At 36.6% G+C, this 24,242-nt stretch carries 20 protein-coding genes; 16 read left to right on the top strand and 4 right to left on the bottom strand.

What is annotated here, in order from left to right:
* Positions 1–16 precede the first annotated feature (16 nt).
* From OL225_RS12285 to OL225_RS12255, 7 genes are all read left to right on the top strand, one after another.
* Complete coding sequence (locus tag OL225_RS12285; protein WP_264518445.1) at positions 17–2,281, top strand: glycoside hydrolase family 20 protein; 2,265 nt, start codon at positions 17–19, stop codon at positions 2,279–2,281.
* 28 nt (positions 2,282–2,309) lie between these two features.
* Positions 2,310–3,020 carry a hypothetical protein gene (locus OL225_RS12280; RefSeq protein WP_264518444.1) on the top strand — a complete coding sequence of 237 codons (711 nt, stop codon included), beginning with the start codon at positions 2,310–2,312 and terminating at the stop codon, positions 3,018–3,020.
* 15 nt (positions 3,021–3,035) lie between these two features.
* Positions 3,036–3,674 (top strand): Crp/Fnr family transcriptional regulator, encoded by a 639-nt coding sequence (locus OL225_RS12275; RefSeq protein WP_264518443.1) that lies wholly within the window; start codon positions 3,036–3,038, stop codon positions 3,672–3,674.
* Between the two features lie 253 nt (positions 3,675–3,927).
* Positions 3,928–4,710 (top strand): sulfite exporter TauE/SafE family protein, encoded by a 783-nt coding sequence (locus OL225_RS12270; protein ID WP_264518442.1) that lies wholly within the window; start codon positions 3,928–3,930, stop codon positions 4,708–4,710.
* A gap of 84 nt (positions 4,711–4,794) precedes the next feature.
* Positions 4,795–6,219 carry an MBL fold metallo-hydrolase gene (locus OL225_RS12265; protein WP_264518441.1) on the top strand — a complete coding sequence of 475 codons (1,425 nt, stop codon included), beginning with the start codon at positions 4,795–4,797 and terminating at the stop codon, positions 6,217–6,219.
* Positions 6,220–6,230: 11 nt separating this feature from the next.
* Complete coding sequence (locus OL225_RS12260; RefSeq protein WP_264518440.1) at positions 6,231–6,794, top strand: YeeE/YedE family protein; 564 nt, start codon at positions 6,231–6,233, stop codon at positions 6,792–6,794.
* Positions 6,795–6,822: 28 nt separating this feature from the next.
* A complete protein-coding gene (locus OL225_RS12255) occupies positions 6,823–7,317 on the top strand; it encodes a YeeE/YedE family protein (protein ID WP_264518439.1) in 495 nt (164 codons plus the stop codon).
* 51 nt (positions 7,318–7,368) lie between these two features.
* Here the strand turns inward: OL225_RS12255 and OL225_RS12250 are convergent, their stop codons facing one another.
* The 4 genes from OL225_RS12250 to OL225_RS12235 form a co-directional block, all read right to left on the bottom strand.
* Complete coding sequence (locus OL225_RS12250; RefSeq protein WP_264518438.1) at positions 7,369–8,769, bottom strand: TolC family protein; 1,401 nt, start codon at positions 8,767–8,769, stop codon at positions 7,369–7,371.
* Between the two features lies 1 nt (position 8,770).
* Positions 8,771–9,928 (bottom strand): HlyD family secretion protein, encoded by a 1,158-nt coding sequence (locus tag OL225_RS12245; RefSeq protein ID WP_264518437.1) that lies wholly within the window; start codon positions 9,926–9,928, stop codon positions 8,771–8,773.
* 6 nt (positions 9,929–9,934) lie between these two features.
* Complete coding sequence (locus tag OL225_RS12240; RefSeq protein WP_264518436.1) at positions 9,935–10,231, bottom strand: DUF3302 domain-containing protein; 297 nt, start codon at positions 10,229–10,231, stop codon at positions 9,935–9,937.
* A gap of 291 nt (positions 10,232–10,522) precedes the next feature.
* Positions 10,523–11,170 carry a Crp/Fnr family transcriptional regulator gene (locus tag OL225_RS12235; RefSeq protein ID WP_264518435.1) on the bottom strand — a complete coding sequence of 216 codons (648 nt, stop codon included), beginning with the start codon at positions 11,168–11,170 and terminating at the stop codon, positions 10,523–10,525.
* A gap of 67 nt (positions 11,171–11,237) precedes the next feature.
* Here OL225_RS12235 and OL225_RS12230 point away from each other — a divergent pair, with 67 nt between their 5' ends.
* The 9 genes from OL225_RS12230 to OL225_RS12190 all read left to right on the top strand — a co-directional run bounded on the left by OL225_RS12230 (position 11,238) and on the right by OL225_RS12190 (position 24,221).
* A complete protein-coding gene (locus OL225_RS12230) occupies positions 11,238–12,236 on the top strand; it encodes an isoaspartyl peptidase/L-asparaginase family protein (RefSeq protein ID WP_223600366.1) in 999 nt (332 codons plus the stop codon).
* A 209-nt stretch (positions 12,237–12,445) separates the two neighbouring features.
* The gene (locus tag OL225_RS12225; protein ID WP_264518434.1) at positions 12,446–12,988 is read left to right on the top strand and encodes a hypothetical protein; all 543 of its coding nucleotides are present in this window, start codon (positions 12,446–12,448) and stop codon (positions 12,986–12,988) included.
* 19 nt (positions 12,989–13,007) lie between these two features.
* A complete protein-coding gene (locus OL225_RS12220; protein ID WP_264518433.1) occupies positions 13,008–13,670 on the top strand; it encodes a copper homeostasis protein CutC in 663 nt (220 codons plus the stop codon).
* Positions 13,671–13,886: 216 nt separating this feature from the next.
* A complete protein-coding gene (locus tag OL225_RS12215) occupies positions 13,887–14,273 on the top strand; it encodes a GxxExxY protein (protein ID WP_047376930.1) in 387 nt (128 codons plus the stop codon).
* Positions 14,266–16,722: a beta-mannosidase gene (locus tag OL225_RS12210; protein ID WP_264518432.1), complete on the top strand. Its 2,457-nt coding sequence runs from the start codon at positions 14,266–14,268 to the stop codon at positions 16,720–16,722. Before OL225_RS12215 ends, OL225_RS12210 begins: the two co-directional genes overlap by 8 nt.
* A 213-nt stretch (positions 16,723–16,935) precedes the next feature.
* Complete coding sequence (locus tag OL225_RS12205; protein WP_264518431.1) at positions 16,936–17,853, top strand: AEC family transporter; 918 nt, start codon at positions 16,936–16,938, stop codon at positions 17,851–17,853.
* A gap of 274 nt (positions 17,854–18,127) precedes the next feature.
* Positions 18,128–20,575, top strand: coding sequence for a primosomal protein N' (gene priA / locus OL225_RS12200; RefSeq protein ID WP_264518430.1), 2,448 nt, complete (start codon positions 18,128–18,130; stop codon positions 20,573–20,575).
* 161 nt (positions 20,576–20,736) lie between these two features.
* Entirely contained in the window at positions 20,737–22,206 is a 1,470-nt protein-coding gene (gene dacB / locus OL225_RS12195) for a D-alanyl-D-alanine carboxypeptidase/D-alanyl-D-alanine-endopeptidase (RefSeq protein ID WP_047376926.1), read from the top strand.
* Positions 22,207–22,289: 83 nt separating this feature from the next.
* On the top strand, positions 22,290–24,221 hold the full coding sequence (locus OL225_RS12190; protein ID WP_264518429.1) for a M1 family aminopeptidase: 1,932 nt from the start codon (positions 22,290–22,292) through the stop codon (positions 24,219–24,221).
* Positions 24,222–24,242 lie beyond the last annotated feature (21 nt).

Here is a 24,242-nt window from a genome sequence, read left to right as displayed (position 1 = left end):
ACCTTAATTCCATCCAATGATACGGACTTTTTTAGTATTTTTTGTATTGATTTCAAACGTAATTTTTGCTCAAAATAAATTGAATATAATTCCTTACCCTCAAAAAGTTCAACTTTCACAGGGAGAGTTTGTAATCCCTAAAACTTTTGTATTAAGTGGTGATCTCCCGAAAGAGGAGACAGAAAATTTCAAAAAACAAATAGGCTCTCACTTAGAATTTCAATATGCTCAGAAGGGTGGCGGGATTCATTTAACGAATTCGATAATTCCTCCCGCTTCAAAAGCAGAAACTGAGCAGAAGAAAGAATACTATTCAATAGAAATCTCTCCAAAGCAAATTCATATTAAGTCTTATACTAAACAAGGATATTTTCTGGCTCTTCAAACTTTAATTCAGATTATTGAACAGTATAAAGATGGTAAGAAAATTCCAGCAATGACAATTGAAGATCAGCCAAAATTTGCTTGGCGTGGAATGCACCTGGATGTGTGCCGTCATTTTTTCACGGTGGAAGAGGTGAAGCAGTATATCGACTATCTGGCGATGTATAAACTGAATACTTTTCACTGGCATTTAACAGATGATCAGGGATGGAGAATTGAAATTAAAAAATATCCAAAACTGACTCAGATAGGTTCAAAACGTAAAGAATCCATGATCGGGGCTTATGTTGACAATACATTTGACGGAAAGCCTTACGGACCTTATTTTTATACTCAGGAACAAATAAAAGAGGTGGTAAAATATGCTCAGGACAGACATATCACAGTAGTTCCGGAAATCGAAATGCCGGGGCATGCTTTAGCCGCATTATCTGCATATCCTGAGTTGGCCTGTACAAAAGGGCCTTTTGAACCTGCTACAAAATGGGGTGTTTTTGATGATGTTTTCTGCCCGAAAGATGAAACATTTACATTCCTGGAGAATGTTTTGGATGAAGTGATCAAGTTATTCCCATCCCAATACATTCATATTGGCGGTGACGAGTGTCCGAAGACGAGATGGAAAGAATGTGCACACTGTCAGGAATTGATTAAGAAAAACAATTTAAAAGATGAGCATGGCTTACAAAGCTATTTTATTCATAGAATTGAAAAATACGTCAACAGCAAAGGCCGAAAAATTATTGGCTGGGACGAAATTTTGGAAGGAGGATTGGCCCCTAATGCCGCTGTAATGAGCTGGACTGGTGTAAACGGTGGTATTGAAGCAGCAAAATCAAAACACTTTGCCGTAATGACTCCCGGAGCATACTGTTATTTTGACCATTATCAGGGAGATCCGCAGTCTGAGCCTAATGCTTTTGGTGGTTTTACTCCTTTAGACAAAGTATATTCTTACAATCCTATTCCTTCCGAACTGACTTCCGAACAGGCCAAATATATCATGGGAGTTCAGGCTAACTTATGGACAGAATATATTTTAGACTTTAAACAGGTGCAATATATGATCTTCCCAAGATTAATGGCACTTTCTGAAGTAGGTTGGGGAACATCAGACCCTAAAAATTATAAAGAATTTGAAAACAGGGTGATCAATCAGTTTAAAGTTCTGGATAAGATGAAGGTGAACTATGCAAAAAGCATTTATAATATCACCGGAAAAGTAATTCCCTCAAATAATGGGATTGCTTATGAACTGTCTACCTCACAGAACTCAAACGGAATCAGATATACTTTAGACGGAACAGATCCTTCGATCAACTCTAAAACTTATGAGAAAATGGTTCAGATTCCTAATTCTTTAACGATAAAATCAGCTTATTTTGAAGATGGCCAGCTGAAAAGTGCTGTTTCTACCCAGCAATTTACCATTTCAAAAACTACTGGGAAAAGCATAAGTCTTGAACAGCAGCCAAGTGAAAATTATTCTTTTGGAGGTGCTTTTACTTTGGTAGATGGTATTATCGGAAATGTAAAACAGCTTGGTAAAACATGGCTTGGCTTCCAGGGTAAAGATGTTGTGGCAACCATAGATTTTGGTCAGAAAACAGCTTTTTCAGAAGTTTATTTCAATATTCTAGAAAATAAAGGAAGCTGGATTCACCTTGCAAAATCTGCGAAAATTTTCGTTTCTGATGATAATAAGAATTTTAAAATGATCAAGGAAATTGCGGCTGCAGAAATTCAAAATACCAAAGGAAAAATCAGATTGAATGTGGGAACACAGAATGCAAAATACCTGAAAGTAAGCATTGAAAATGCTGGAATCATTCCGGCAGGAAATCCTGGAGCAGATTCAAAGGCATGGCTGTTTGTAGATGAAATTGGCGTAAATTAGCCTTATTAGTTGCAATATTATCAGACTTATGTACAAATCAATTTCCTTCATTTTATTGTTTTTTTTTATGTTTTCATGTAAGCCTGAGAATGTAAAAGCAAAAGAATTTAAAATAGGAAAAGTTAGTTTTAATTATCCTTCTGATTGGAAATTAATAGAACCAAAGATGATTGATTCTTATAGTGCATATTTAACTAATAATGAAGATACTATATTTATAAATTATGGAAGATATAATCATAAAATTTACAAAAATAAATTAAGTGAAAATTTAAGGGAACAAATTGAAATAAATGGGAGAGAAGCAGTCATTGAAATTCCAAATTTTAAACAAGGATTTTATAATATTTATGTTCCAAAATTAGATTCATTAGATGGAGTTATTATATCGTCATCTTTATTAAAAGATAGGGAAAAAGTTGCTACAATATTATCTGGTTTTAAAATAGACAATATTGGCAATTCAAATATTTTAGATAAGAAGAATTTCTCAAACAAAAACAAAGAAACTGGATTAACTAATTATGAATACAATTGTCTAAGCTGTCACTCTGAAAATAATCGAGTTATTGGGAGGTCATTAGATAAAGCTTTTATAAATTCCAAGAGCAGTGAATGGCTGACAAACTATCTATACTCAGATAAAAAAAGTTATTATACTGATATTAAATGCTTTCAATTTGATAAAAAAGATTCGATATTAGTAAATCAAATGGTAAATTACCTAAAACATAAATAATTTAGAATTAAAATTATGCAGAACAATACCATACTTTCTTCCGAATTTTCATCACCGGACCTGGTAGAAAAGCTGTATCAATATGGTACAACCAAAAACTACCATGAAGGAGATATCATATTAGATGAAAATGCTTCCATCCGTTCTATTCCTATTGTGATGAAAGGAATGCTGAAGGTCATCAGGACTGAAGAAGACGGGCGTGAAATTTTACTGTACTACATCAAAGCGGGAGAGAGCTGTATCATGTCTTTTCTTGGTGGAATGCATAACGAAAAAAGCATCGTAAAAGCCGAGATTGAGGAAGATGCTGAAATCCTTTTTCTTCCTGTAGACAAAGTGTCTTTATTTATCAAGGAACACCCGGAATGGTTAGACTATATTTTCAGATTATATCATAAAAGATTTGAAGAACTATTGGATATCATCAATGCCATTGCTTTCAAAAAAATAGATGAAAGACTGTTGAATCTGCTTCAGAAAAAATCTGAACTTACCCATTCTGAAACCATCAACACAACTCATGAACAGCTTGCGAATGAATTGGGAACGGCAAGAGTAGTAGTTTCCAGACTTCTCAAGCAACTGGAAGAAGACGGAAAACTAAAGCTTGGCAGAAACAAAATTACCCTCCTGAAAACCCTCAATCCATAATATTTACCTCAATTTCATAAAAGGTAGACATATTCCTCTTCTCTGGAGGGGTGGCAAAAAATCAGAGAATTTTTGACAGGGTGGTCAACCTATCATTTGCAAACCAAAGGAAAACCAACCTCGGATAATTTCCTTGTGCCCTTTGTGAACATGTTAGTGTTCATTCGTGTTAAATCTTCCCTTATGTAACAAAAGTAGCTGTAGACTTTCATTCACTTTCCCATTTTTGCATCAGAATTATTTGAATAGTGAAATGGAAATTATAGGGTATGCAGCAGCAGTTTTAATCGGGGTGTCACTCGGTCTGATCGGAGGTGGCGGAAGTATTCTCACCGTTCCCGTTCTGGTTTATCTCTTTGGAGTTGATGTCTTTCTGGCAACGGAATATTCCCTTTTTATAGTGGGAGTAAGCAGTTTGGTGGGATCAATGTCATATTTTAAAAAAGGTTTGGTCGATTTTAAAATGGCGTTGATATTCGGAATTCCTTCTGTGGTTTCCATCTTTCTGACCAGAATATATCTTCTCCCTTTCATTCCGGAAGAGGTAATTAAAATACAGAACTTTACCATCACCAGAGACATTTTTTTATTATTGATTTTTGCTGGACTGATGATTCTGGCTTCTTATAAAATGATAAAAAGCAATGTTTCAGAAAGGACTACAGATAAGAATAATGCTTTGCTGGCAGCTGGGCAGGGGGTTATTGTAGGTGTTCTAACCGGATTGGTAGGTGCAGGAGGTGGTTTTATGATTATTCCGGCATTGGTCAATCTTTTAAAAATTCCAATGAAGATGGCGATTGGAACTTCTTTAGTCATTATTTCCTTGAATTCTTTGATAGGCTTCTTCTCTTCTGTAAATCACGTAAAAATAGAATGGGGGCTATTGATTTCTATTGCCACAATTGCCATTGCAGGAATTATAATAGGTTTACAATTATCAAAAAAGGTAGATGGCAAAAAGCTGAAACCTGCATTCGGATGGTTTATCCTGATCATGGGTATTTATATTATCACCAAAGAAATATTCTTTTAAATTTCTTGTGTAACAAAAGTAGCTGTAGAGGGAAAAAGAAAGCAGGAGATTTGTATCCGATAACAATATCAAAAAATAAATAATATGAAAATAGAACAGATTTATACAGGATGCCTGGCACAGGGAGCTTACTATATCACTTCAGCCGGAGAAGCGGCCATCATTGATCCTTTAAGGGAAACACAACCTTATATCAACAGATTAGAAGAAGATGGAGTACAGTTGAAATACATTTTTGAGACCCATTTTCATGCTGATTTTGTCAGCGGGCATCTTGATTTAAGCCATAAAACAGGTGCCCCGGTTGTGTATGGACCGACCGCAAATCCTGAGTTTGAAGCTATTATTGCAGAAAATGAGCAGATATTTGAAATAGGTGATATTAAAATTAAAGTTCTTCATACACCTGGGCACACTCTTGAGAGCTCATGCTATCTCCTGATTGATGAAAATGGCGTTGAAAAAGCACTTTTTAGCGGTGATACTTTATTCCTTGGAGATGTAGGCCGTCCGGATCTGGCACAGAAGGGAACGAATATGACTCAGGAAGAACTGGCAGGACTTTTATACGACAGTTTATACCATAAAATCTTGCCTTTACATGATGATATTATTGTATATCCTGCTCATGGAGCCGGCTCTGCCTGTGGTAAAAATATGCAGAAAGAAACGGTAGATACCCTGGGAAATCAGAAAAGTACGAATTATGCTTTGAATCAAAAAGACAGACAGAGTTTTATAAAAGAAGTAACAGATGGACTTTTACCTCCTCCTGCTTATTTTGGAATGAATGTGATGATGAATAAAAAAGGATACAGCAGCTTTGATGAAGTGCTTTCACAGGGACTACATGCACTGTCTCCGGAACAGTTTGAGGAAATTGCTGAAGCTTCAGGAGCTTTAATTTTAGATGTAAGAAACAACAGTGAATTTGCCAAAGGTTTTATCCCCCAATCAATAAATATAGGTCTGGACGGTGATTTTGCCCCTTGGGTGGGTGCTTTAATTGCTGATGTGAACCAATCTATTCTTCTGGTAACGGAAAAAGGAACTGAAGAAGAAGCTGTAACAAGATTAAGCAGAGTAGGATTTGATCATATTTTAGGGTTTTTGGATGGTGGTTTTAAAGCCTGGGAAAAGAGCGGAAAAGAAACAGACATTGTTAACCGTATTTCTGCAGAGCAGTTTGAAACCGAAATCAAAGAAAAAGAAGCAGAAATCATTGATATAAGAAAAGAAAGTGAATATAATGCAGAACATATTCATGAAGCCTACAGCATGCCTTTAGCATATATTAATGAATGGATTAATCGTTTACAGCCGGAAGAACACTTTTATATGCATTGCGGAAGCGGATACAGAAGCACCATGGCCGCAAGCATCCTTCAGGCAAGAGGTTACAGGAATTTTACAGAAATTGAAGGAGGATTTAAAGCCATTGCATCCACAACAAATATTCCTACAAGTGATTTTGTGTGTCAGACTAAAATTTTAAATAAATTAGATTAAAAAAAGAAGAAATGTTGGAGATTATAAAAGAACCGTGGCCATGGTATATTGCAGGTCCATTAATTGGTCTTACCGTTCCTGCTTTATTAGTGATGGGGAATAAATCCTTTGGAATCAGTTCCTCGCTTAGGCATATCTGCGCAGCCTGTATACCTGCCAATGTAAACTTTTTCAAATACGACTGGAAAAAAGAAGCCTGGAATTTATTTTTTGTCCTGGGAATTTTCTTCGGTGGAATGATTGCTGCCAATTTTTTGCTTAATCCAAATGCAATAACAGTAAATCCCAGTCTGAAAGCCGAACTGGCAGGCTACGGAATCACAGATTACAGTAATCTGGTTCCGGGACAGCTGATGAACTTTGAAAGCCTGTTGACCTGGAGAGGGTTTATCACAATGGTTGTTGGAGGTTTTTTAGTAGGTTTTGGAACAAGATACGCAGGAGGATGTACCAGCGGGCATGCAATCATGGGGCTTTCCAATTTGCAGTGGCCTTCTTTAGTGGCAACAATCTGCTTTATGATAGGTGGCTTTTTAATGGCCAATCTTATTCTGCCAGTGATCCTTTCCCTGTAAGTTTAATTTTTAAAATGAATCTGAAATAATGATAAAAGAAAAAGAAAAAGAACAGAACATACATCAGCAGGATACTGTTTGTGTGAATGAAAATACGGTTACTCATCAATGGTATCATAACCTGAAGTACCTTGCTGCAGGAGTTATATTCGGGATTATATTTGTGAAAGCAGAAGTGATCAGCTGGTTCAGAATACAGGAAATGTTCCGTCTGCAGTCTTTCCATATGTACGGAATCATCGGAAGTGCTGTATTGGTAGGAATGATTTCTGTGTGGCTGATCAAAAAATTCAAGATCAAAACAATATATGGTGAACCCATTACACTTACCCCTAAGAAGTTCAACAAAGGTCAGATTTACGGAGGATTGATATTTGGTTTTGGCTGGGCCATTACCGGAGCTTGTCCAGGACCTCTTTTTGCCCAGATCGGAACAGGTGCTTTGGCAGTATCTGTTACGCTGCTGAGTGCTGTTGCCGGAACATGGGTATATGGATATTTCAGAGACAAATTACCTCATTAATACCTTAAAAAAAGACTGTAGAAAATAATCTGCAGTCTTTTAAGTATAAAATTATGAATAAATGAAGTTCTCTGCGCCTAGAGCCATATAAAGATTAATACGCTCTATTCTGTACTGAAGTTCCAGACTGATAAGGTTCATTTCATTTTTCAGGAGATCCCTCTGTTTACGGATCAGTACAAAGCTGTTGTTGGTACCTACCTTTATTTGTTTCTCGGTGAGGGTAATATTATTCTTCAGTTCATTGACAGCGTTAGTAGTGTACGTAATCTGCTTTTCAATGGAACGGAGATTGGCTAAAGAAGATTCCACTTCGTTCAAGGCATTCAGAACAGCTTTTGAATATTCTTCAACAACCTGTTTCTGCTGAGAATTTTTTATCTCCACATTCTTTTTTAGTTTTCCGCTGTTGAATAACGGTGAAACTAATCCACCGCCTACTTTTAATAGTGGATTGGAAAATAAAGAATTAATAGATTCCACATTACTTCCGGCAGAGCCAAGAGAAGAACTGATGCTCAATGAAGGAAGTCTTGCCGCTTTTGCCTGCTGTACTTCATAAAAAGCCTTTTCAATCTGAAAATGACTCGCCTGTATATCTGATCTGTTTTCTAAAAGTTCAAGAGGAAAAGATTCCGGAATACTATTCCCTGCAGGACTGAAAAAATTCTGAGTCGCCAGTTTCCCTTCCGGATACTTTCCGGTGAGCAGTTCCAGAGATCTTCTGGATTGTGTATTCGCATTTTTTACCTTTTCAAGATAACCCTGCAGGGAAATAATCTCTGCTGTTATATTGGAGATATCCAGAGCATTTGCCGTTCCAACTTTCTTTTGAATGACATACAACTTTTCCAGGTCTTTAGACTTCTGAATATAACTTTCAATCTTATCTTCCTGAATATTTCCTGCGATATTCAGAAAATAAGCCTTAGCAATCATCCCTGCGACAGATTGATGCAGTAAGGTGTTCTGGTGTTTAGCAGAAAAATAATTGCTGGTGCTTGCCATCTGTGAAGATTTATTTTTCCCCCAAAGATCAATCTCCCAGTTAGCTTTTAACGCAAGACGCTGAATCTGGGTATTGCTGACTAAATTATTGGAAGTATTGGCTACTGCGCTTACACTGGGATAAAGATCACTTCCTGCAATTTCCATCGCCAGTTCAACCTGATTCAGTTTTTCCTTGGCAATAATGAGATCAGCATTAAAAAGCATCCCTTCATTAATCAGGGTTTCCAGTTGAGGTGTTTTAAGATCATTGATCCAGTCATAGGAAATTGATCTTGCATTTGCTTTTCTGTCGAAGATCCATTCATCCGGGATTTCTATGTGGGAAGCGATTTCACTCTTTTCTTTAAGCTGGTCTATATTTTCCTTTGTGGGCTCTTTATAACCGATGCATGAACTTAAACTTACGGAAAGTACACCCAATAAAATTAATTTCTTGTACATGTTAATGAAGTTTAGGAATCAGATAGTTGACTTTACTGTTGACACGCACCATTACTTTTCGGATGAGATGAAGCGGTTTGATATGGTCAGAATAAATGACAGCTGTTCCTCTTGCTCCAACAGTAAGCTGTTTCTGGCTGTCTTCCAATACAAACTTGGCAATAAGTTTCCCATCTGTTTCCGGCAATTGTCTGGCTGTGTCTGGAAGTCCGGCCGTAGAACCGTTTCCTCCCAGCATTCCTCCTGCATTATTCATGATTCCCTGGCTGGTAGCATCTATTACATATTCAAGTTTTGCTTTCACTACTTTTCCCGGTTCCGTTTTAAGAGCCAGCTCCACTTCATCACCGTTTTTTACTGTTTCCAGTTCGTTTTGGGCAAAAAAACCAATCACAGACTGTTGCTTCTGAATCAGGACGAATGCAGATTTAAAAGGTGCCATGATAGCTCCTTCATTCAGCTGAACATTAGGAATTACACCATCAGTAGGAGCCAGAACAACTGTTTGTGATAGATTCCATTTCGCCTGGTCCAATTTTGCCTGAATTTCAGATACTGAAGAATTTTCTCCACCATAAGATGCATTGGACTTCGTTTCCAAAGATTGCTGCTGTGATTGTGCAGCACTGATTCTGGACTGCAGATCCTGTACATTGGTGACTGCCTGCTCAAGATCAAACTTATTGGCTGCTCCTGCTTCCACCAATTCTTTATACTGAGCGGTTCTTTTATTAGCCAGTTCCAACTGTGACTGTAAACCTGCAATATTTTTTCTGGAAGCTGAGATGTCTGTATCATAAGAACTTACAGTAGCTTTCATATTGCTTAGCTTAGCCTCCAGAGACTTTATTTCCTGTATGTAAGGCTCTCTGTCCAGTACAAATAAGGTATCTCCTTTCTTTACTTCCTGATTGGTGCTGACATATACTTTTTTCACTTTCCCCAAAACCTGAGTGGTAATATCCACACTTCTGTTTCCTACCTTTACATCAGAAGTAATAGGGCAGTAGTAATTTAAGCTTAATATCAAAGCAATAGATCCGAAGATAGGTAATGAATAGACAACAACCTGTGTGGTGAACGTCCAGGGGATCAGTTTTAATTTTTTAATAAGAAGCCAGCATATTCCGGCATATATTGCAACTAGTAATTCCAGCATGTTTTTTTAATTTTCGATTGTTTTAAATTCTTCTTCAGTAAGGTTCGTGTTATCTGTTTCTTTGTCAGGAACATTTTGGTTGCCATAATCATAGTTAGCCCAGATTAAAGCAACCGGCCATAAAAGGCCTCCAAAAACAAGGGAAAGGAGGCACATACTTTTTATGGCGTTCAGTTGAGGGTGTTTCTTTTTTTCTGCTACTTTTTCCGGGTAAATATGAACTTTCCAGAAAAGATAGATTCCTGCAATAGGTAAAACCAATAAGATTAACCATGATGCGGCGTTAGCTATATTGTCTTCCAAATTGCCTGTTGATGCCTGAACAAAATTGCATGAAAATAACAGGCAAAGAAGTAAGGATGTTCTTTGCATAAAATAATTGTATAAGGTAATAATGAAGTGTAAACAAGGTTGTAACCGGCCGTCAGTATAGACCCGCATGGTTACTATAAATCTTAAGAAAGATTAAAGATGATTCAATAATAAGGTGCTTTTTTAGATGATATTTTTCTCATTTTGCTTTTAATTGTTGGTGTAACAGTATTTTCAGTAAGCAAAAATAGGATGAACAAAGTGAGAAAAAGTATTCCTAAGTTATTTTTTTCTTTCGTTCCTTTTTTTATGGATACGGGCTGTCATCCTTGAAAGTGAGTTCGGAGTAATGCCCAGAAAATTGGCAATATACTTTCTGTTGGCATTCTGTGAAGTAAAAGGACGGGTTTCCAGAAATTCCTCATATCGGGAATGCGGAGAAGTGGAGCAAAACTGTTCTGTACGTACTTTTAATATACTGATGATTTGTTTTAAAGATTTGAGATATACATTATAAATACCTCTGTTCTGAAATGCAGCTTCTTCAAATTCATTTTTATTGAACAGGAAAATCTGACTTTCCAGTACGGCTTCTATAGTATATTTTCCTTCATTTTCATTAGCATAAGACTCCGGTCTTTCCATAATGGCAGCCTCCTTTTCGGATGGGAGAAAAAGATTGCTTTCAACCCCGTTTTCATCATCAAAGAAAAATCTTAATAATCCATGGGAAAGAATAAATAATTGATTGAAAGACTTACCAGGTTCTGCCAGCTTCTCTTTTCTTCGGAGCAGTTTCGGAGTGCTGATATTGACCAAAATAGCAATTTCCTCATCAGAGAGTTCCTGAAAGAAAGAGATATTTCTGAAAGTTTTGAATGAGTGCATCACAGCAGTAAAGATAAATAAAAATAATACACGGATATTCATTGAGCCGCCATGAGGATTTCATAGAAGTTTTTTTTAGATTTGTGGGTATTATACAATTTGAGATACCATGAACAATAACCGAAGAAGTTTTATTAAAAAACTGGGAATTGCAACAGCAGCACTTGCCGTAAACCCATTGGATTTAATGGCTGCTGAATTACCCGAACCCACTGCTAAAGCTGTCAACAAACCGATTGTCCTTTCTACCTGGAATTTCGGATTAAAAGCTAACGAAGAAGCATGGACAATCCTCGGAAAAGGAGGAAAAGCTTTGGATGCTGTTGAAAAAGGAGTTCGTCTTGTAGAATTAGATCCTAAAGAAAGAAGTGTAGGGTATGGTGGCCGTCCGGACAGAGATGGGAGAGTAACGCTGGATGCCTGTATCATGGATGAAAATTATAATATTGGTTCAGTAGCATGTCTGGAACATGTGAAAAACCCGATTTCTGTTGCCAGAGCTGTAATGGAAAAAACACCCCACGTGATGCTGGTAGGTGACGGAGCATTGCAGTTTGCCCTTTCACAAGGGTTTAAAAAAGAAAATCTTCTCACTCCCGAATCCGAAAAAGAATGGAAAGAATGGTTAAAAACCAGCCAGTATAAACCCATTGCCAATATTGAAAATCACGATACCATAGGAATGATTGCGCTGGATGCACAGGGAAACCTTTCCGGTGCCTGTACTACCAGTGGAATGGCTTTTAAAATGCATGGAAGAGTAGGAGATTCCCCGATTATCGGAGCAGGCCTGTTTGTAGATAATGAAGTAGGAGCAGCTACAGCTACAGGTCATGGTGAAGAAGTGATAAGAACGGTAGGAACCCATCTTGTAGTTGAACTCATGAGACAAGGCAGAAATCCTCAAGAAGCCTGTAAAGAAGCTGTAGAGAGAATTGTAAAAATCAATCAGAGAAGAAATAAAAACCTTAAAGATATTCAGGTAGGCTTTATTGCGATCAATAAACAGGGAGAATATGGATCTTACTGTATTCAGGACGGATTCAACTTTGCGGTATATGACCAGAAAGGAAACCGCCTTGAAAAACCGGAATTTGCTTTGAAATAAGTATATAATAGAAGCAACATTGTAAAAGTGCAGAGTTATATATAAATTTTATCGGAGATAAAATCCTTGTACCTTAAAGAAGTGCCAGAAGAAAAATCTTTGCGCCTTTGCATTATTCCAACAACGAAAATTAAAAATTCAATAGAAATGGGCTTTAGCCCATTTAAACAAATCAATGAAACCTATTGGCTTTAGCCAAAACATAAAATATGAAAAGAACGATTATCGCTTCTTTATTTCTCATTATCGCATGCAAGGAAGAAAAGAAGGAGATTAAAACACAGCAGATACAAGAAAAAGTAGTTTTGCATAATGAGTCCAATGAAGCTGAAGAAGCCCAAAAATGGCTGAAGACAAGCATCGTTGATTATTTTAAAGCTGATATCGGAAATGAAGAAAAGAATATGCAGAAGATCACAACCAAAGATTATTTCGATTATAAAACGGATGCAACTAATGTAGATCTGGATGTAGACGGAAGCCTTACTGAAAAAGAATTCCAGGATAAATGGAAATCGAAATTTGATACCAGTAAAGCAGGAATTGGAGTTGGTTTTCTGATCTCAGCACAGGATTGGGATAAAATTGAAGTCGGAAGCTGTGAATTAAAATCTTCCTCAAAAGATGAATATATCTTTAATGTAGTGTTGACTGATAATAGTTTTAAAGCTCAATATCCGTCAGTGATAAAAGTAATAAAAGAAAACGGTTCATTTCTGATTGCAGATGTTTTGCAGGATGAGCCAAAATAGAATTAAACAGATACATACAATGTCAAAAATAGAAATAGCTTGTTTTAATCCTGAATCAGCAATGATTGCTTTTGAAAACGGAGCGGATAGAATAGAATTATGCGACGGTCTCAGTGAAGGTGGAACAACCCCGGATTTTGAAACCATGAAAAGGCTTCGTGAAAAAATGAATATCCCGATTTTTGTAATGATCCGCCCAAGAGGAGGAGATTTTACCTACTCGGATTCAGAATTTGAACAGATGAAAAAAGATTTGGTTCATCTGAAATCATTACAAGCAGACGGTTTTGTATTCGGTATTCTCGATGATAATGATGAGGTGAATATAGAACAGAATAAAGCTTTAGTTGAATTAGCTGCACCACTTCCATGTACTTTCCATCGTGCTTTTGACCGTGCTGCAAGTCTTGAAGAATCTTTAGAAAAAGTAATTGAATGTGGTTTTACAACCATCCTTACTTCCGGCCAGAAACCCAATGTATCAGAAGGAAAAGAAAACCTTAAGAAATTAGTTGAGCTCTCTGATGGAAGAATAGAAATTCTTGTTGGAGGTGGACTTCGCTCATCCAATATTGAAGGAATAAGAGCCGTTACCAGTGCAGGTTACTTCCATTCTTCGGCCATTACTGATGGTGGTGCTTTTGCGAACCCCGCTGAAGTGATTGCATTGAAGAGTAAATAATATAGCTGTTTATTAAATGCAAAGTTTAAAAAATAAACTGTATTATATTTTGAGAGAGCAAAGAGTTGCGGCAATGCCGCTGATTAAGCTTATGAAAAAACAGTTAGCTTCATCCGATCGATTTTCAATCCATTCTGTCTTAGCTTCCTTAAAATAAAGCATAATAGTAATAAATACTTTGCGTTTAAATAACATAATTAAAAAATACACAAATGAATGACCGAAAACGAATTATCATACAAAATAATAGGAGCTGCTATAGAAGTACATAAGAACTTAGGAGTTGGCCTTTTAGAAAATGCATATGAAGCAGCTTTAGCTTATGAATTAAAGATGCAGGGGCTTAATGTTAAGCAGCAGTTATCCTTACCTTTAAGGTATAAAGAAGTATTTATAGAACATGCATACAGAATTGATTTGATTGTAGAAGATAAAGTTATTGTAGAAGTGAAATCTGTATTAGAGCTACATTCTATTTTTCATTCACAAGTATTGACGTATCTGAAACAGACTAATATAAAATTAGGATTACTTATTAATTTTAATAATGAACTTATTAAATATGGAATCCATAGAATTGTAAACAAATTTATTGATGAATAGAACGATCCTTTTTGCTTTCCTTTTCACGCAGAATATCCTTTCTGCACAGTTTTCCCAAAGAAATTTGTCTTCTGAGAGCTGGCAGTTCAAAAATTCAAAAGATCATAGCTGGCTTCCTGCGAAAGTACCGGGAACAGTTCATCTGGATTTAATAGATAACAAGATTATTCCTGATCCTTTTAAAGATGAAAATGAAAAGAAAGTACAGTGGATAGAAAATGAAGATTGGGATTATCAGACAGCATTTACTGTTTCTTTCCAGGAATTAAAGAACGATAATATTGATTTGGTTTTTAACGGATTGGATACATTTTCAGAAATTTATCTTAATGGTAAGCTCTTAAAGAAAACAGATAATATGTTCAGGAAGTGGAATATTCCTGTGAAAGAGTATCTGAAATCGGGAAATAATACATTGCAGATTAAGTTTACATCTGCGGTAAATACGGGAAAGGAATTAGCGAAAAAAGTTCCGTTTACAATGCCGGAATCACCAAGAAGTTTTGTGAGAAAAGCACAATATCAGTTTGGCTGGGATTGGGGACCGAGACTCGTGACAGCAGGAATATGGAAAGACGTTCAGTTAGAATTCTGGAATAATGCCAAAATTATTACCGTTAAAGACATTCAGAACAGATCTGATAATTTACATTTTGATGTAGAGATTGATGCACAAAATGCCGGAGATTATACCTTGGATCTTAATAAAACCCACCAAAAGATAACTTTAAAAAAAGGAATCAATACAATTACGGTACCTTATAATACAAGTGGGATGAAGCTTTGGCAGCCTAACGGACGTGGTGAAGCCAATCTTTATGATTTTGAAATAAAGCTTTTAAAAGGTCAGAAAAATATTGATGGTAAAAATATCAGAATAGGATTAAGAACGGTCGAATTAGTTCAGGAAAAAGATGAAAAAGGGAAATCATTCTACTTTAAAGTCAATGGGCAACCATTGTATATCAAAGGAACCAACTGGATTCCGGGAGATAGCTTTTCACCCAGAATGACCAAGGAAAAATACCAGAAACTGATCAGAGATACTAAAGATGCCAATATGAATATGATTCGTATCTGGGGCGGTGGTATTTACGAAGATGACGAATTTTACAGGGCCTGTGATGAAAACGGAATCTTAGTATGGCAGGATTTTATGTTTGCAGGAAGCTTTTATCCGGCAGATGAAGCGTTTTTAAACAATGTAAAAGAAGAAGTGAAAGATCAGGTCAATAGACTTCAGAATCATCCGTCAATTGCCTTGTGGTGCGGGAATAATGAAATTGATGAAGCTATTGTCAACTGGGGATATCAGAAACAGTTCAAATATTCAGAAAATGATTCGCTGCAGGTTTGGAAAGACTATAAAAAGTTGTTTCATGATGTGATTCCCAATGCATTGGCAGAAAATCTGAAATCAGATAAAAATATATATTGGCCAAGTTCTCCGTCTATCGGCTGGGGACATAAGGAAAGTCTTACAGAAGGAGATTCTCATTATTGGGGAGTTTGGTGGGGTGAGCAGCCCTTTGAAATTTACAATGAAAAAGTAGGACGTTTCATGTCTGAATATGGTTTTCAGGGTACACCCAGCCTTCAAACTACAAAATCAATGTTTTCTGGAACTCCGGACTTAAATCTGCAAAGCTCAACAATCAAGGCACATGAAAAGCATGCCCGAGGTTGGGATATCATTAATGAATATCTGAAACGTGATTATAAAGTCCCTGTAGATTTTGTACAGTATAATTATGTTTCACAGCTGTTGCAGGCAAGAGGAATGCAGATCGCTATCGAAGCTCACCGTCGCGCAAAACCTTATAATATGGGAACGCTATATTGGCAGCTTAACGACTGCTGGCCCGTAGTTTCATGGTCGTCTATTGATTATCTCGGAAACTGGAAAGCCTTCCATTACCAGGCAAAAAGAAGTTTTGAACCTGTATTGGTATCAGTTGCAGAGACCGAAAAAAGTTATGACGTTTATCTGATCAGTGATTTATTGAAGGAATTTAAAACAGACATAAAGTTTGAATTAATTGATTTTAAAGGAAAAACACTTTGGAAAGCGAATCAATCAGATGATATTAGAGCTGATGTAAGTAAGAAAATTCGAAATATCAGTAAGTCAGAACTTGCTCAATTTGATTTGTCCGGAGCAGTTTTAAAGGTCAGTGCTGAAAAGGATACAAAATTTGAAAAACTTTTCTTTTTTAATAAACCTAAAGAATTAAAACTTTCAAAACCTGAGATTAAAATCAGAAAAGTATCCCCAACTGAAATTGAAATATCAACAGATGTCCTGGCAAAAGATGTCTATCTGATTGGAGATGCTCATTTCAGTGATAATTTCTTTGATCTGTTACCGGGAACTTCAAAAAGAATTATCCTTTCAAAACCTTTGGAAAAAATTGAAGTAATAAGTCTTTGGGATGTAATGAAAGATTAAAATATCTTCTGAAAAACTCTATCAGGTAGTCAAACCATGTCAAGGTTCATAAGCCTCTGAGATGCTGTGAAAGTTTAAAAGTAGAAGATTTAAGAATAAAAAACCATTTTATTTCAATATCAGCTTAATTAGAAATCTTACCAAAAAAAATATAAATTTTACCCTTCCAACTCAAAAATCAGCCTTAAATTTGCATTATATTTCTTTATAATTATGGTAAATTTTGTTCTGATTGCAGTTTGCATTATTGCAGGAATGATATTCAAAGCAACAAAATCTATCCACCCCGATGCCCACAAAGGTATCAACACCTGGATTCTTTATCTTGCTCTTCCGGCAGTTTCATTTAAATACCTGCCTAAAGTAAAATGGACAACAGAGATGCTGTTCCCGATTGCAGCCACATTTTTAATTTCTGTGTTCTGTTTCTTCTTTATGATGTTTTACAGCAAGAGCAGGGGATATTCAAGGCGTTCCAGAAGTACTTTAGAGCTGGCAAGCGGTTACAGCAATACTTCATTCATAGGATTTCCTTTAATCAGTGCCTTTTATGGAGAAGGACTTCTGAGTATTGCCATTATTTGTGACCAAACGATGTTTTTTGCACTTTCTACACTCGGGATTATTGCTGCTGTGAAAGGAGGAAGCAGATCAGGAAAAGTGAGTGCAATGTTTATTTTAAAAAGACTTGTCACGTTTCCACCATTAATTGGCTGTATCTCTGCTTTGGTATTGTCACAGTTCATTGATTTTACGGTTGCAGAACCTTTCTTTGATAAACTGGCGGCTACAGTAAGTCCATTAGCTTTGTTTTCCGTTGGATTACAGCTGAAATTCAACGGATGGAAAAAACTGATTCCACAGATGTCGATGTCAATGCTTTATAAACTTATTCTGGCACCGGCAATTGTTCTGGGAATGGCTCTGCTATTTGGAATAAAAGGAGATGTGGCTAAAATTACTGTATTTGAAGCAGCAATGCCTACATTGGTTACCTCAAGTATTATCGCAGAACAGTTCAGACTGAATACAAAACTGACCAACCTGATCATTGGAGTCAGTATTATTGTAGGGTTTTTTACTTCCGCATTTTGGTATGAGATGACAGAATACTTTTTTAGTTATCCATAAATTCTTTCTTCGATACTTTCGAATTTGTGCTGTTCTTTTATCCACACGCTTTGTCATTCCGTAGGAATCCAGCCTCTCATACCATTGTTTTTGATCAATAAAATTCTGGACATTAAAAAATATCTGATTGTTTAGATTCCTACGGAATGGACAAAAGAGGAAGTAAAAACATACAACAGCCTTAGTTTCTAGTTCTGTTAAAGATCACGAAAGAATCTCCACAAAGTTGCAGTTCTCTGAAGAAAAATTTAATTTTACACTTTAAATATTTCCCTTGCAATACGCTCAAATTGTTTTACCACTGAACCTCAAAGGATCTTTCACTTATAAAGTTCCCGAAGAAATGATGTCCGAAATTCAGCCCGGAATGCGTGTTCTGGTACCGTTTGGAGGAAAGAAAATCTATACAGGAATAGTATTTGAGCTTCATGACAATGCACCGGAAAACTTTGCAGCTAAGGAAGTCATCAGCATGCTGGATGATCAACCTATTCTTCCTGAAGAACAAATCAGTTTCTGGAACTGGCTTTCCGGGTACTATCTGTGTAGCCTTGGTGAAATTTACAGGTTTTCATTTCCTTCTTCTTTGAAACTGGAAAGTGAGACCTATTTAAAATTAAAACCAGGGGCGGTGGTTGATTTTGAAAACCTGGATGTCAATGAAATGTACCTTATTCAGGCGTTGGAAGTACGGCAGCTGATCAACCTGACAGATATTGAGGCTTTTATTCCTAAAAAAGACATCATCAAGACCATCAACTCATTGATTGATCTTCAGTATATTGAGATTGACGAAAAAATCGCTGAAAAATATAAGGCTAAAGAAGTAGCATATGTAAGAATTAATGATGAGGTTTTAGCCAATCAGAACCTTACAGATATTCTTTTAAAACTAAACAGAGCTCAAAAGCAGAAAGATCTGTTCCTCCTTATTTTAGAAAAACAAACCGAAAATCCTGATGCTCCTATCAAAAAGTCTGAACTGTTTGAGGATGGTTATTTCGGAAGTTCCCATTTCAAGCCTTTGGCAGACAAAGGTCTTGTAGAGGAATATTATATGCAGAAAGACAGAATTGAAAGCTATGAAGGGGAGATTGAAGAGCTGGAAGAACTTTCAGAACAGCAGAAAATTGCTAAATCTGAGATTGATGAAGCTTTTGAAGAAGGGAAAAATGTCCTGCTTCATGGGGTAACTTCATCAGGAAAAACACATATTTATTTAGAAAAAATTGAAGAATGTGTCAAAGAAGGAAAAAATGTTTTGTTTTTACTTCCTGAAATTTCCCTGACCAAACAAATTACGCAGAGATTAGAAAAAAAATACGGACGGCAACTAGGATTTTATCACCAGAAACTGACTGATTTTGAAAGGGTAGAAGTTTGGAGAAGAATCAAACAGAATGATATCCGTATTCTGATAGGAACCCGTAATGCTTTGTTTTTGCCTTATCAGAACCTTGGACTTATTGTTGTTGATGAGGAGCATGATTCAGCGTACAGACCAAGAGAAGTTTCTCCTTATTTTAACGCTAAAGATGCAGCATTGGTTTTAGGTGGATTTTATAATGCAGGTGTGATTTTAGGATCAGCAACTCCTTCTGTTGAAAGTTACTACAGAGCCCGAAAAGATAAAATGAAATATATTTTCCTGAATGAGAGATTCGGGAATGTGAATCTGCCGGAATATGAACTGATCAATTTCAAAGAAGCCCTGGAATCTAAAAAGGTTTCCGGAAATTTCTCCCTGAAACTCGTTGAAGAGATTAAGAAAACGGTGGATGAAAAAAAACAGGCTATTGTTCTGCACAACCGTCGTGGCTATTCCAATGTAATAGAATGTGAGAGCTGTGGTTATGTCAATTACTGTTCCAATTGTGATGTGGTGATGACCTATCACAAAGCAGCTAATGAAATGAAGTGCCACTATTGCGGGCAAAGAGCTTCAAAACCGAAGACCTGTCCAAAATGTAATTCCGAAAAGCTGAACGAAAGAGGAGTCGGAGTAGAGCAGATTCATGAGGAAGTTTCCAAGCTGTTCCCTGAAAATGAGGTGGACAGAATGGATGTGGATTCTATGCGTAAGAAATTTGCCTACGAAAAGCTGTATGAAAAGATTGAAGACGGAGAAACAGACATTATCGTTGGAACTCAGATGATTTCCAAAGGACTGGATTTTGATCATATTGAACTTGTTACAATTCCAAAAGCAGATTCCTTATTATATGTACAGGATTTCAGAGCAGAAGAAAGAGCCTATCAGCTGATTACACAGGTTTCAGGAAGAGCCGGAAGGGTTTCAGGAAAAGGGAAAATCCTCATTCAGACCTTTAATCCTGATCATTCTGTATTTCAGCTGATCAAGATGAATAATCCTGCAAAGATCTATAAATATATCCTTACTGAACGTCAGAAATTCCATTATCCGCCGTTTACGAAACTCATTATGATTGAAATGAAACACAGAAAGGAAGATAAAGTAGACCGTGCTTCTCAGTTTCTGGGTTCCATTTTAAGAAAATATCTTCCGGAAGATTGTGTTTTAGGTCCTGAAAGAGCTCAGATTGCAAGGCTGAATAATCTATATCAGTTTCAGATTATGCTTAAGCTTCCCCGTGGGAAAAACTATGAGAAATTCAAAAATCTGGTTTTAGTAAGTTTAAAAGAATTTGATGAAATCACTGCGTATCAAAGCATTAAAAAAGATGTTTTTGTGGATTTTTAACAATTTTTAACAAACTTTACACTCTTTTATAGGGTGGCGGTGGCTCGTTATATAACAATAATTTCTACTTTTGGACGTTGATTAAGTGTTTGGCTCTTTTCTTGAATGATTTAACCTGTCATTTTTTATAGAGTCAAAACTATAGAACAAAAAGAAGATAGATGGTAAATTTCAGAAAATATATTTCAAGTGCGGCGGTGTTGGCTTCTGGTCTTTTCCTGGCTCAATCTACCGTTTCTACCGTTCTTTATTCTCAGAATTATGACAGTCAGAAAAGCAGCTTAAACCTGCCTTCACCCGTTAGTACGATGGTGGAGAAAACTGTGTTGTCAGCAAAAGAACTTGTAGACATTAACGTAAACACAATGATGGCGGATCCTGTGCTGAAAAATGCAAGCTGGGGATTCGTAGTGTACGATCCGAAAACGAAGAAAGTAATTTCTTCGTACAATGAAAATACCCCTTTAGTACCTGCTTCTACTACAAAGCTGCTTACAACGGAAACAGCATTAAACCTGCTGGGTGAAAACTACCGTTGGATGACTCAGCTGGAGTACTCAGGAACTATAGATGAAAATGGAGTTTTAAATGGAAATCTTTATGTGATAGGAAGCGGTGACCCTTCTTTGGGAACCAACAAAGCAGGTGCTTCATCTTATAGAGATATTATTTCAGATTTCGTAGGCGGAGTTTCAAGAGAGGGAATCAAAAAGGTAAATGGTGATATTATCATTCAGACAGCGCTTTTCAAAGGTAATATTTCAGTGCTTCCGGAAAATGTTGTATGGTTGGAAAACAATAATTATTACCTGCCTGCAGGAAGTACCCGGGATATTAACCCAGCTAACGAAAAACTGATTGTTAAAAAAGGAAGCTTTTCTACAGATAAGAAATTTTTCTACGTTTCTCCTTACAATCATCAGATGGTATATGCTGATAAATATGAAGGAAACGGAGCTTTAACAACAAAACTTCCTGATGCTCCGGCTTATCTTGCCAATTCTTTCAGAACTACATTGGTAAAAAGCGGAATCCCTGTTACCGGAAAAGTAAGTCCGAAAATGACAGATTCAGCTCCGGAAGGCAGAAAAATGCTTTCAGCTTATAAATCTCCAACCTTAAGTGACATTATTTATTATACTAATCAGCACAGTGATAATTCATTGGCAGAAGCTTTATTAAGAACAGTAGGTTATCAGAAAATGGGTGACCAGACTTCAGAATCAGGAAGAATTGTAGTGACCAATCACCTGAAGGATGCTGGTTTTGATATGAATGGTCTTACTTATATGGATGGAAGCGGGCTTTCAAGAAGCAATAATGTAACGCCTATTTCTCAGGCGAAATTTCTAACCTCTTTGATGGATCAGAAATACTATAGATCTTATCTGACTTCTTTACCGATCGGAGGACAATCCGGAACTTTAAAAAGAATGTTCATCGGAGGAGGTAACGGACAGGTTTTTGCTAAAACAGGAACTTTAAATAAAGTAAAAACATTAGCAGGCTATCTGAAAACAAATTCCGGAAAAACATTAGTGTTTTCTTTAATGGTGAACAATTATTCCGGATCTGTAGATATGGTGAAAAAGAGAATGGAGAAAATTCTTGAACCTGCACTGGATCTTTAAAAATTTTTTATTTTATATATTATAACAGCCTTTTAATCATTGATTAAAAGGCTTTTTTTATATTTGATTAAATTTTTCTAAACATGACAAAATTGTACCTGTTGGTGTTGGGATTTTTATTATCTCAACAATTTTATGGCCAGAAGCATGGGCAAAATACCGATATGAAAGGGTTGATCGAAAAAGAGAAACAATCCTTTACTCAGAAAATGAATATTGGGAATACGAACCCCAATACACTGAATTATGACTTACAGTACCAGAGAATGGATGTCAGCCTGGATCCTGCGGTGTATAATATTTCAGGATCTGTAACTTCTCACTTTAAACCTAATCAAAGTATGGGAAGTATTTATTTTGATCTTTCCAATTCTTTAACGGTTTCTCAGGTAAAATACCATGGGACTAATATCACAAGTTTTCAGCAGCTTCCTTCAAAAGAACTGAAAATTGATTTTCCTGCTTCTATTCCTGCCAATACATTAGATTCTCTTACCATCTATTATGCAGGGGCGCCATCTACAAGTAATGATGCTTTTAAAACGGCACTTCAGAGCGGAACTCCGGTGCTTTCTACTTTGAATGAGCCCTACGGTGCACAGGACTGGTTTCCTACAAAACAAAGCTTAAATGATAAAATTGAAAGATTTGATTTCAAAATTACAACACCCTCTAATTACAGTGTTGCAGCCAACGGAAAACTGATGTCCGAAACTTTTCCTACGGGATCAACGAAGCTTACTTTCTGGAGAACGATGTATCCTACACCGGCTTATCTGATTGCGTTATCTATTACTAACTTTGTTAAACTTACCGATACAATAGGAAACCCACCTTTTCCTTTTGTGAATTATATTTATCCATCCACGAATTCAAATGCCACCAGTATAGCAAATATTAACTGGACAAAGCAGGTTATGAATACTTTTGAGACCTATTTTGGGGCTTATCCTTTCCGTAATGAAAAATATGGTCATATGGAATTTATGTATGGTGGAGGGATGGAACATCAGACGATGTCTTCTATGGGAGGCTGGAGCAAACAGCTTATTGCTCATGAGCTTACCCACCAGTGGTTTGGTGATAAAGTAACTTGTGGAGCTTGGAACGATATCTGGCTGAATGAAGGTTTTGCAACTTTTGGAGAGCACCTTGCCAATGAAAAACTACTGATGACCAGTACCGAATTCCTGAATTATCTGCAAGGTCAGTCCAACTACATTACAGCAAGTACAACAGGAAGTGTATATGTACCAGATTCCGGACTTTCCAGCATCAACAGAATATTTGATAGCAGATTATCTTATTCCAAAGGAGGATATGTATTGAGAATGCTGAAGTGGATTTTAGGGGATGCTGCTTTTTATCAGGCACTCAAAGACTATCACGCAAGACCGAATCTGGCATACAGCTATACACGTACTGCTGATTTTAATGCTTCATTGCTTCAGTCTACCGGAACAGATTTTACGGAATTTTTCAATGACTGGGTGTATGGAGAAGGATATCCTACTTATACTATAAAATGGATGCAGGGCGGTAATCAGGCTTTATTTAAAGTTTCTCAGACACAAAGCAGTTCTAACGTAACCTTTTTCGAAATGCCTTTACCGATAAAAGTAACCGGAACTTCAGGACAAACTGCTTATCTGGTCCTTAACAATACTTCAAATAACCAAAGTTTTTTAGAATCTGTACCATTTCCCATTGCAAGTGTTCAGTTCAATTATGAGTACCAGATTCTGGAGAAAAACTCTACCGTTACTCAGGATAATACCTTAAGTGTTTCTTCTGTTGAGAAGGAAAGCTTTGGACTCTATCCGAACCCTGCAAAAAATGAAATTAATCTGAAAGGAATAAACAGAGCTGAGGATTTTACGATTCATGCTGTAGACGGAAAACTGGTAGGAAAAGGAACTTATCAGCCAGGTAAAGCGATTGGGATTTCAGAATTGGTTCCGGGAACTTACTTTATTACGATTGATGAAAAAAGCATCAAATTTATCAAGCATTAAATTAATTAATGATCGGGAAGT

Source organism: Chryseobacterium viscerum, from assembly GCF_025949665.1.
GTDB lineage: Bacteria > Bacteroidota > Bacteroidia > Flavobacteriales > Weeksellaceae > Chryseobacterium > Chryseobacterium viscerum_A.
Note: the sequence above shows the minus strand (reverse complement) of the source record. Positions and strands in the feature narration are given on the sequence as shown.

Bases quoted from the DNA above. Each gene is read 5' to 3' on its own strand.
- OL225_RS12190 (WP_264518429.1), top strand. From the start codon at position 22,290: ATGACAAAATTGTACCTGTTGGTGTTGGGATTTTTATTATCTCAACAA.
- OL225_RS12275 (WP_264518443.1), top strand. From the start codon at position 3,036: ATGCAGAACAATACCATACTTTCTTCCGAATTTTCATCACCGGACCTG.
- dacB (WP_047376926.1), top strand. From the start codon at position 20,737: ATGGTAAATTTCAGAAAATATATTTCAAGTGCGGCGGTGTTGGCTTCT.
- OL225_RS12245 (WP_264518437.1), bottom strand. From the start codon at position 9,928: ATGCTGGAATTACTAGTTGCAATATATGCCGGAATATGCTGGCTTCTT.
- OL225_RS12225 (WP_264518434.1), top strand. From the start codon at position 12,446: ATGAAAAGAACGATTATCGCTTCTTTATTTCTCATTATCGCATGCAAG.
- OL225_RS12230 (WP_223600366.1), top strand. From the start codon at position 11,238: ATGAACAATAACCGAAGAAGTTTTATTAAAAAACTGGGAATTGCAACA.
- OL225_RS12220 (WP_264518433.1), top strand. From the start codon at position 13,008: ATGTCAAAAATAGAAATAGCTTGTTTTAATCCTGAATCAGCAATGATT.
- OL225_RS12285 (WP_264518445.1), top strand. From the start codon at position 17: ATGATACGGACTTTTTTAGTATTTTTTGTATTGATTTCAAACGTAATT.
- OL225_RS12270 (WP_264518442.1), top strand. From the start codon at position 3,928: ATGGAAATTATAGGGTATGCAGCAGCAGTTTTAATCGGGGTGTCACTC.
- OL225_RS12215 (WP_047376930.1), top strand. From the start codon at position 13,887: ATGACCGAAAACGAATTATCATACAAAATAATAGGAGCTGCTATAGAA.
- OL225_RS12265 (WP_264518441.1), top strand. From the start codon at position 4,795: ATGAAAATAGAACAGATTTATACAGGATGCCTGGCACAGGGAGCTTAC.
- OL225_RS12280 (WP_264518444.1), top strand. From the start codon at position 2,310: ATGTACAAATCAATTTCCTTCATTTTATTGTTTTTTTTTATGTTTTCA.
- OL225_RS12205 (WP_264518431.1), top strand. From the start codon at position 16,936: ATGGTAAATTTTGTTCTGATTGCAGTTTGCATTATTGCAGGAATGATA.
- OL225_RS12250 (WP_264518438.1), bottom strand. From the start codon at position 8,769: ATGTACAAGAAATTAATTTTATTGGGTGTACTTTCCGTAAGTTTAAGT.
- OL225_RS12210 (WP_264518432.1), top strand. From the start codon at position 14,266: ATGAATAGAACGATCCTTTTTGCTTTCCTTTTCACGCAGAATATCCTT.
- OL225_RS12235 (WP_264518435.1), bottom strand. From the start codon at position 11,170: ATGAATATCCGTGTATTATTTTTATTTATCTTTACTGCTGTGATGCAC.
- OL225_RS12260 (WP_264518440.1), top strand. From the start codon at position 6,231: ATGTTGGAGATTATAAAAGAACCGTGGCCATGGTATATTGCAGGTCCA.
- OL225_RS12255 (WP_264518439.1), top strand. From the start codon at position 6,823: ATGATAAAAGAAAAAGAAAAAGAACAGAACATACATCAGCAGGATACT.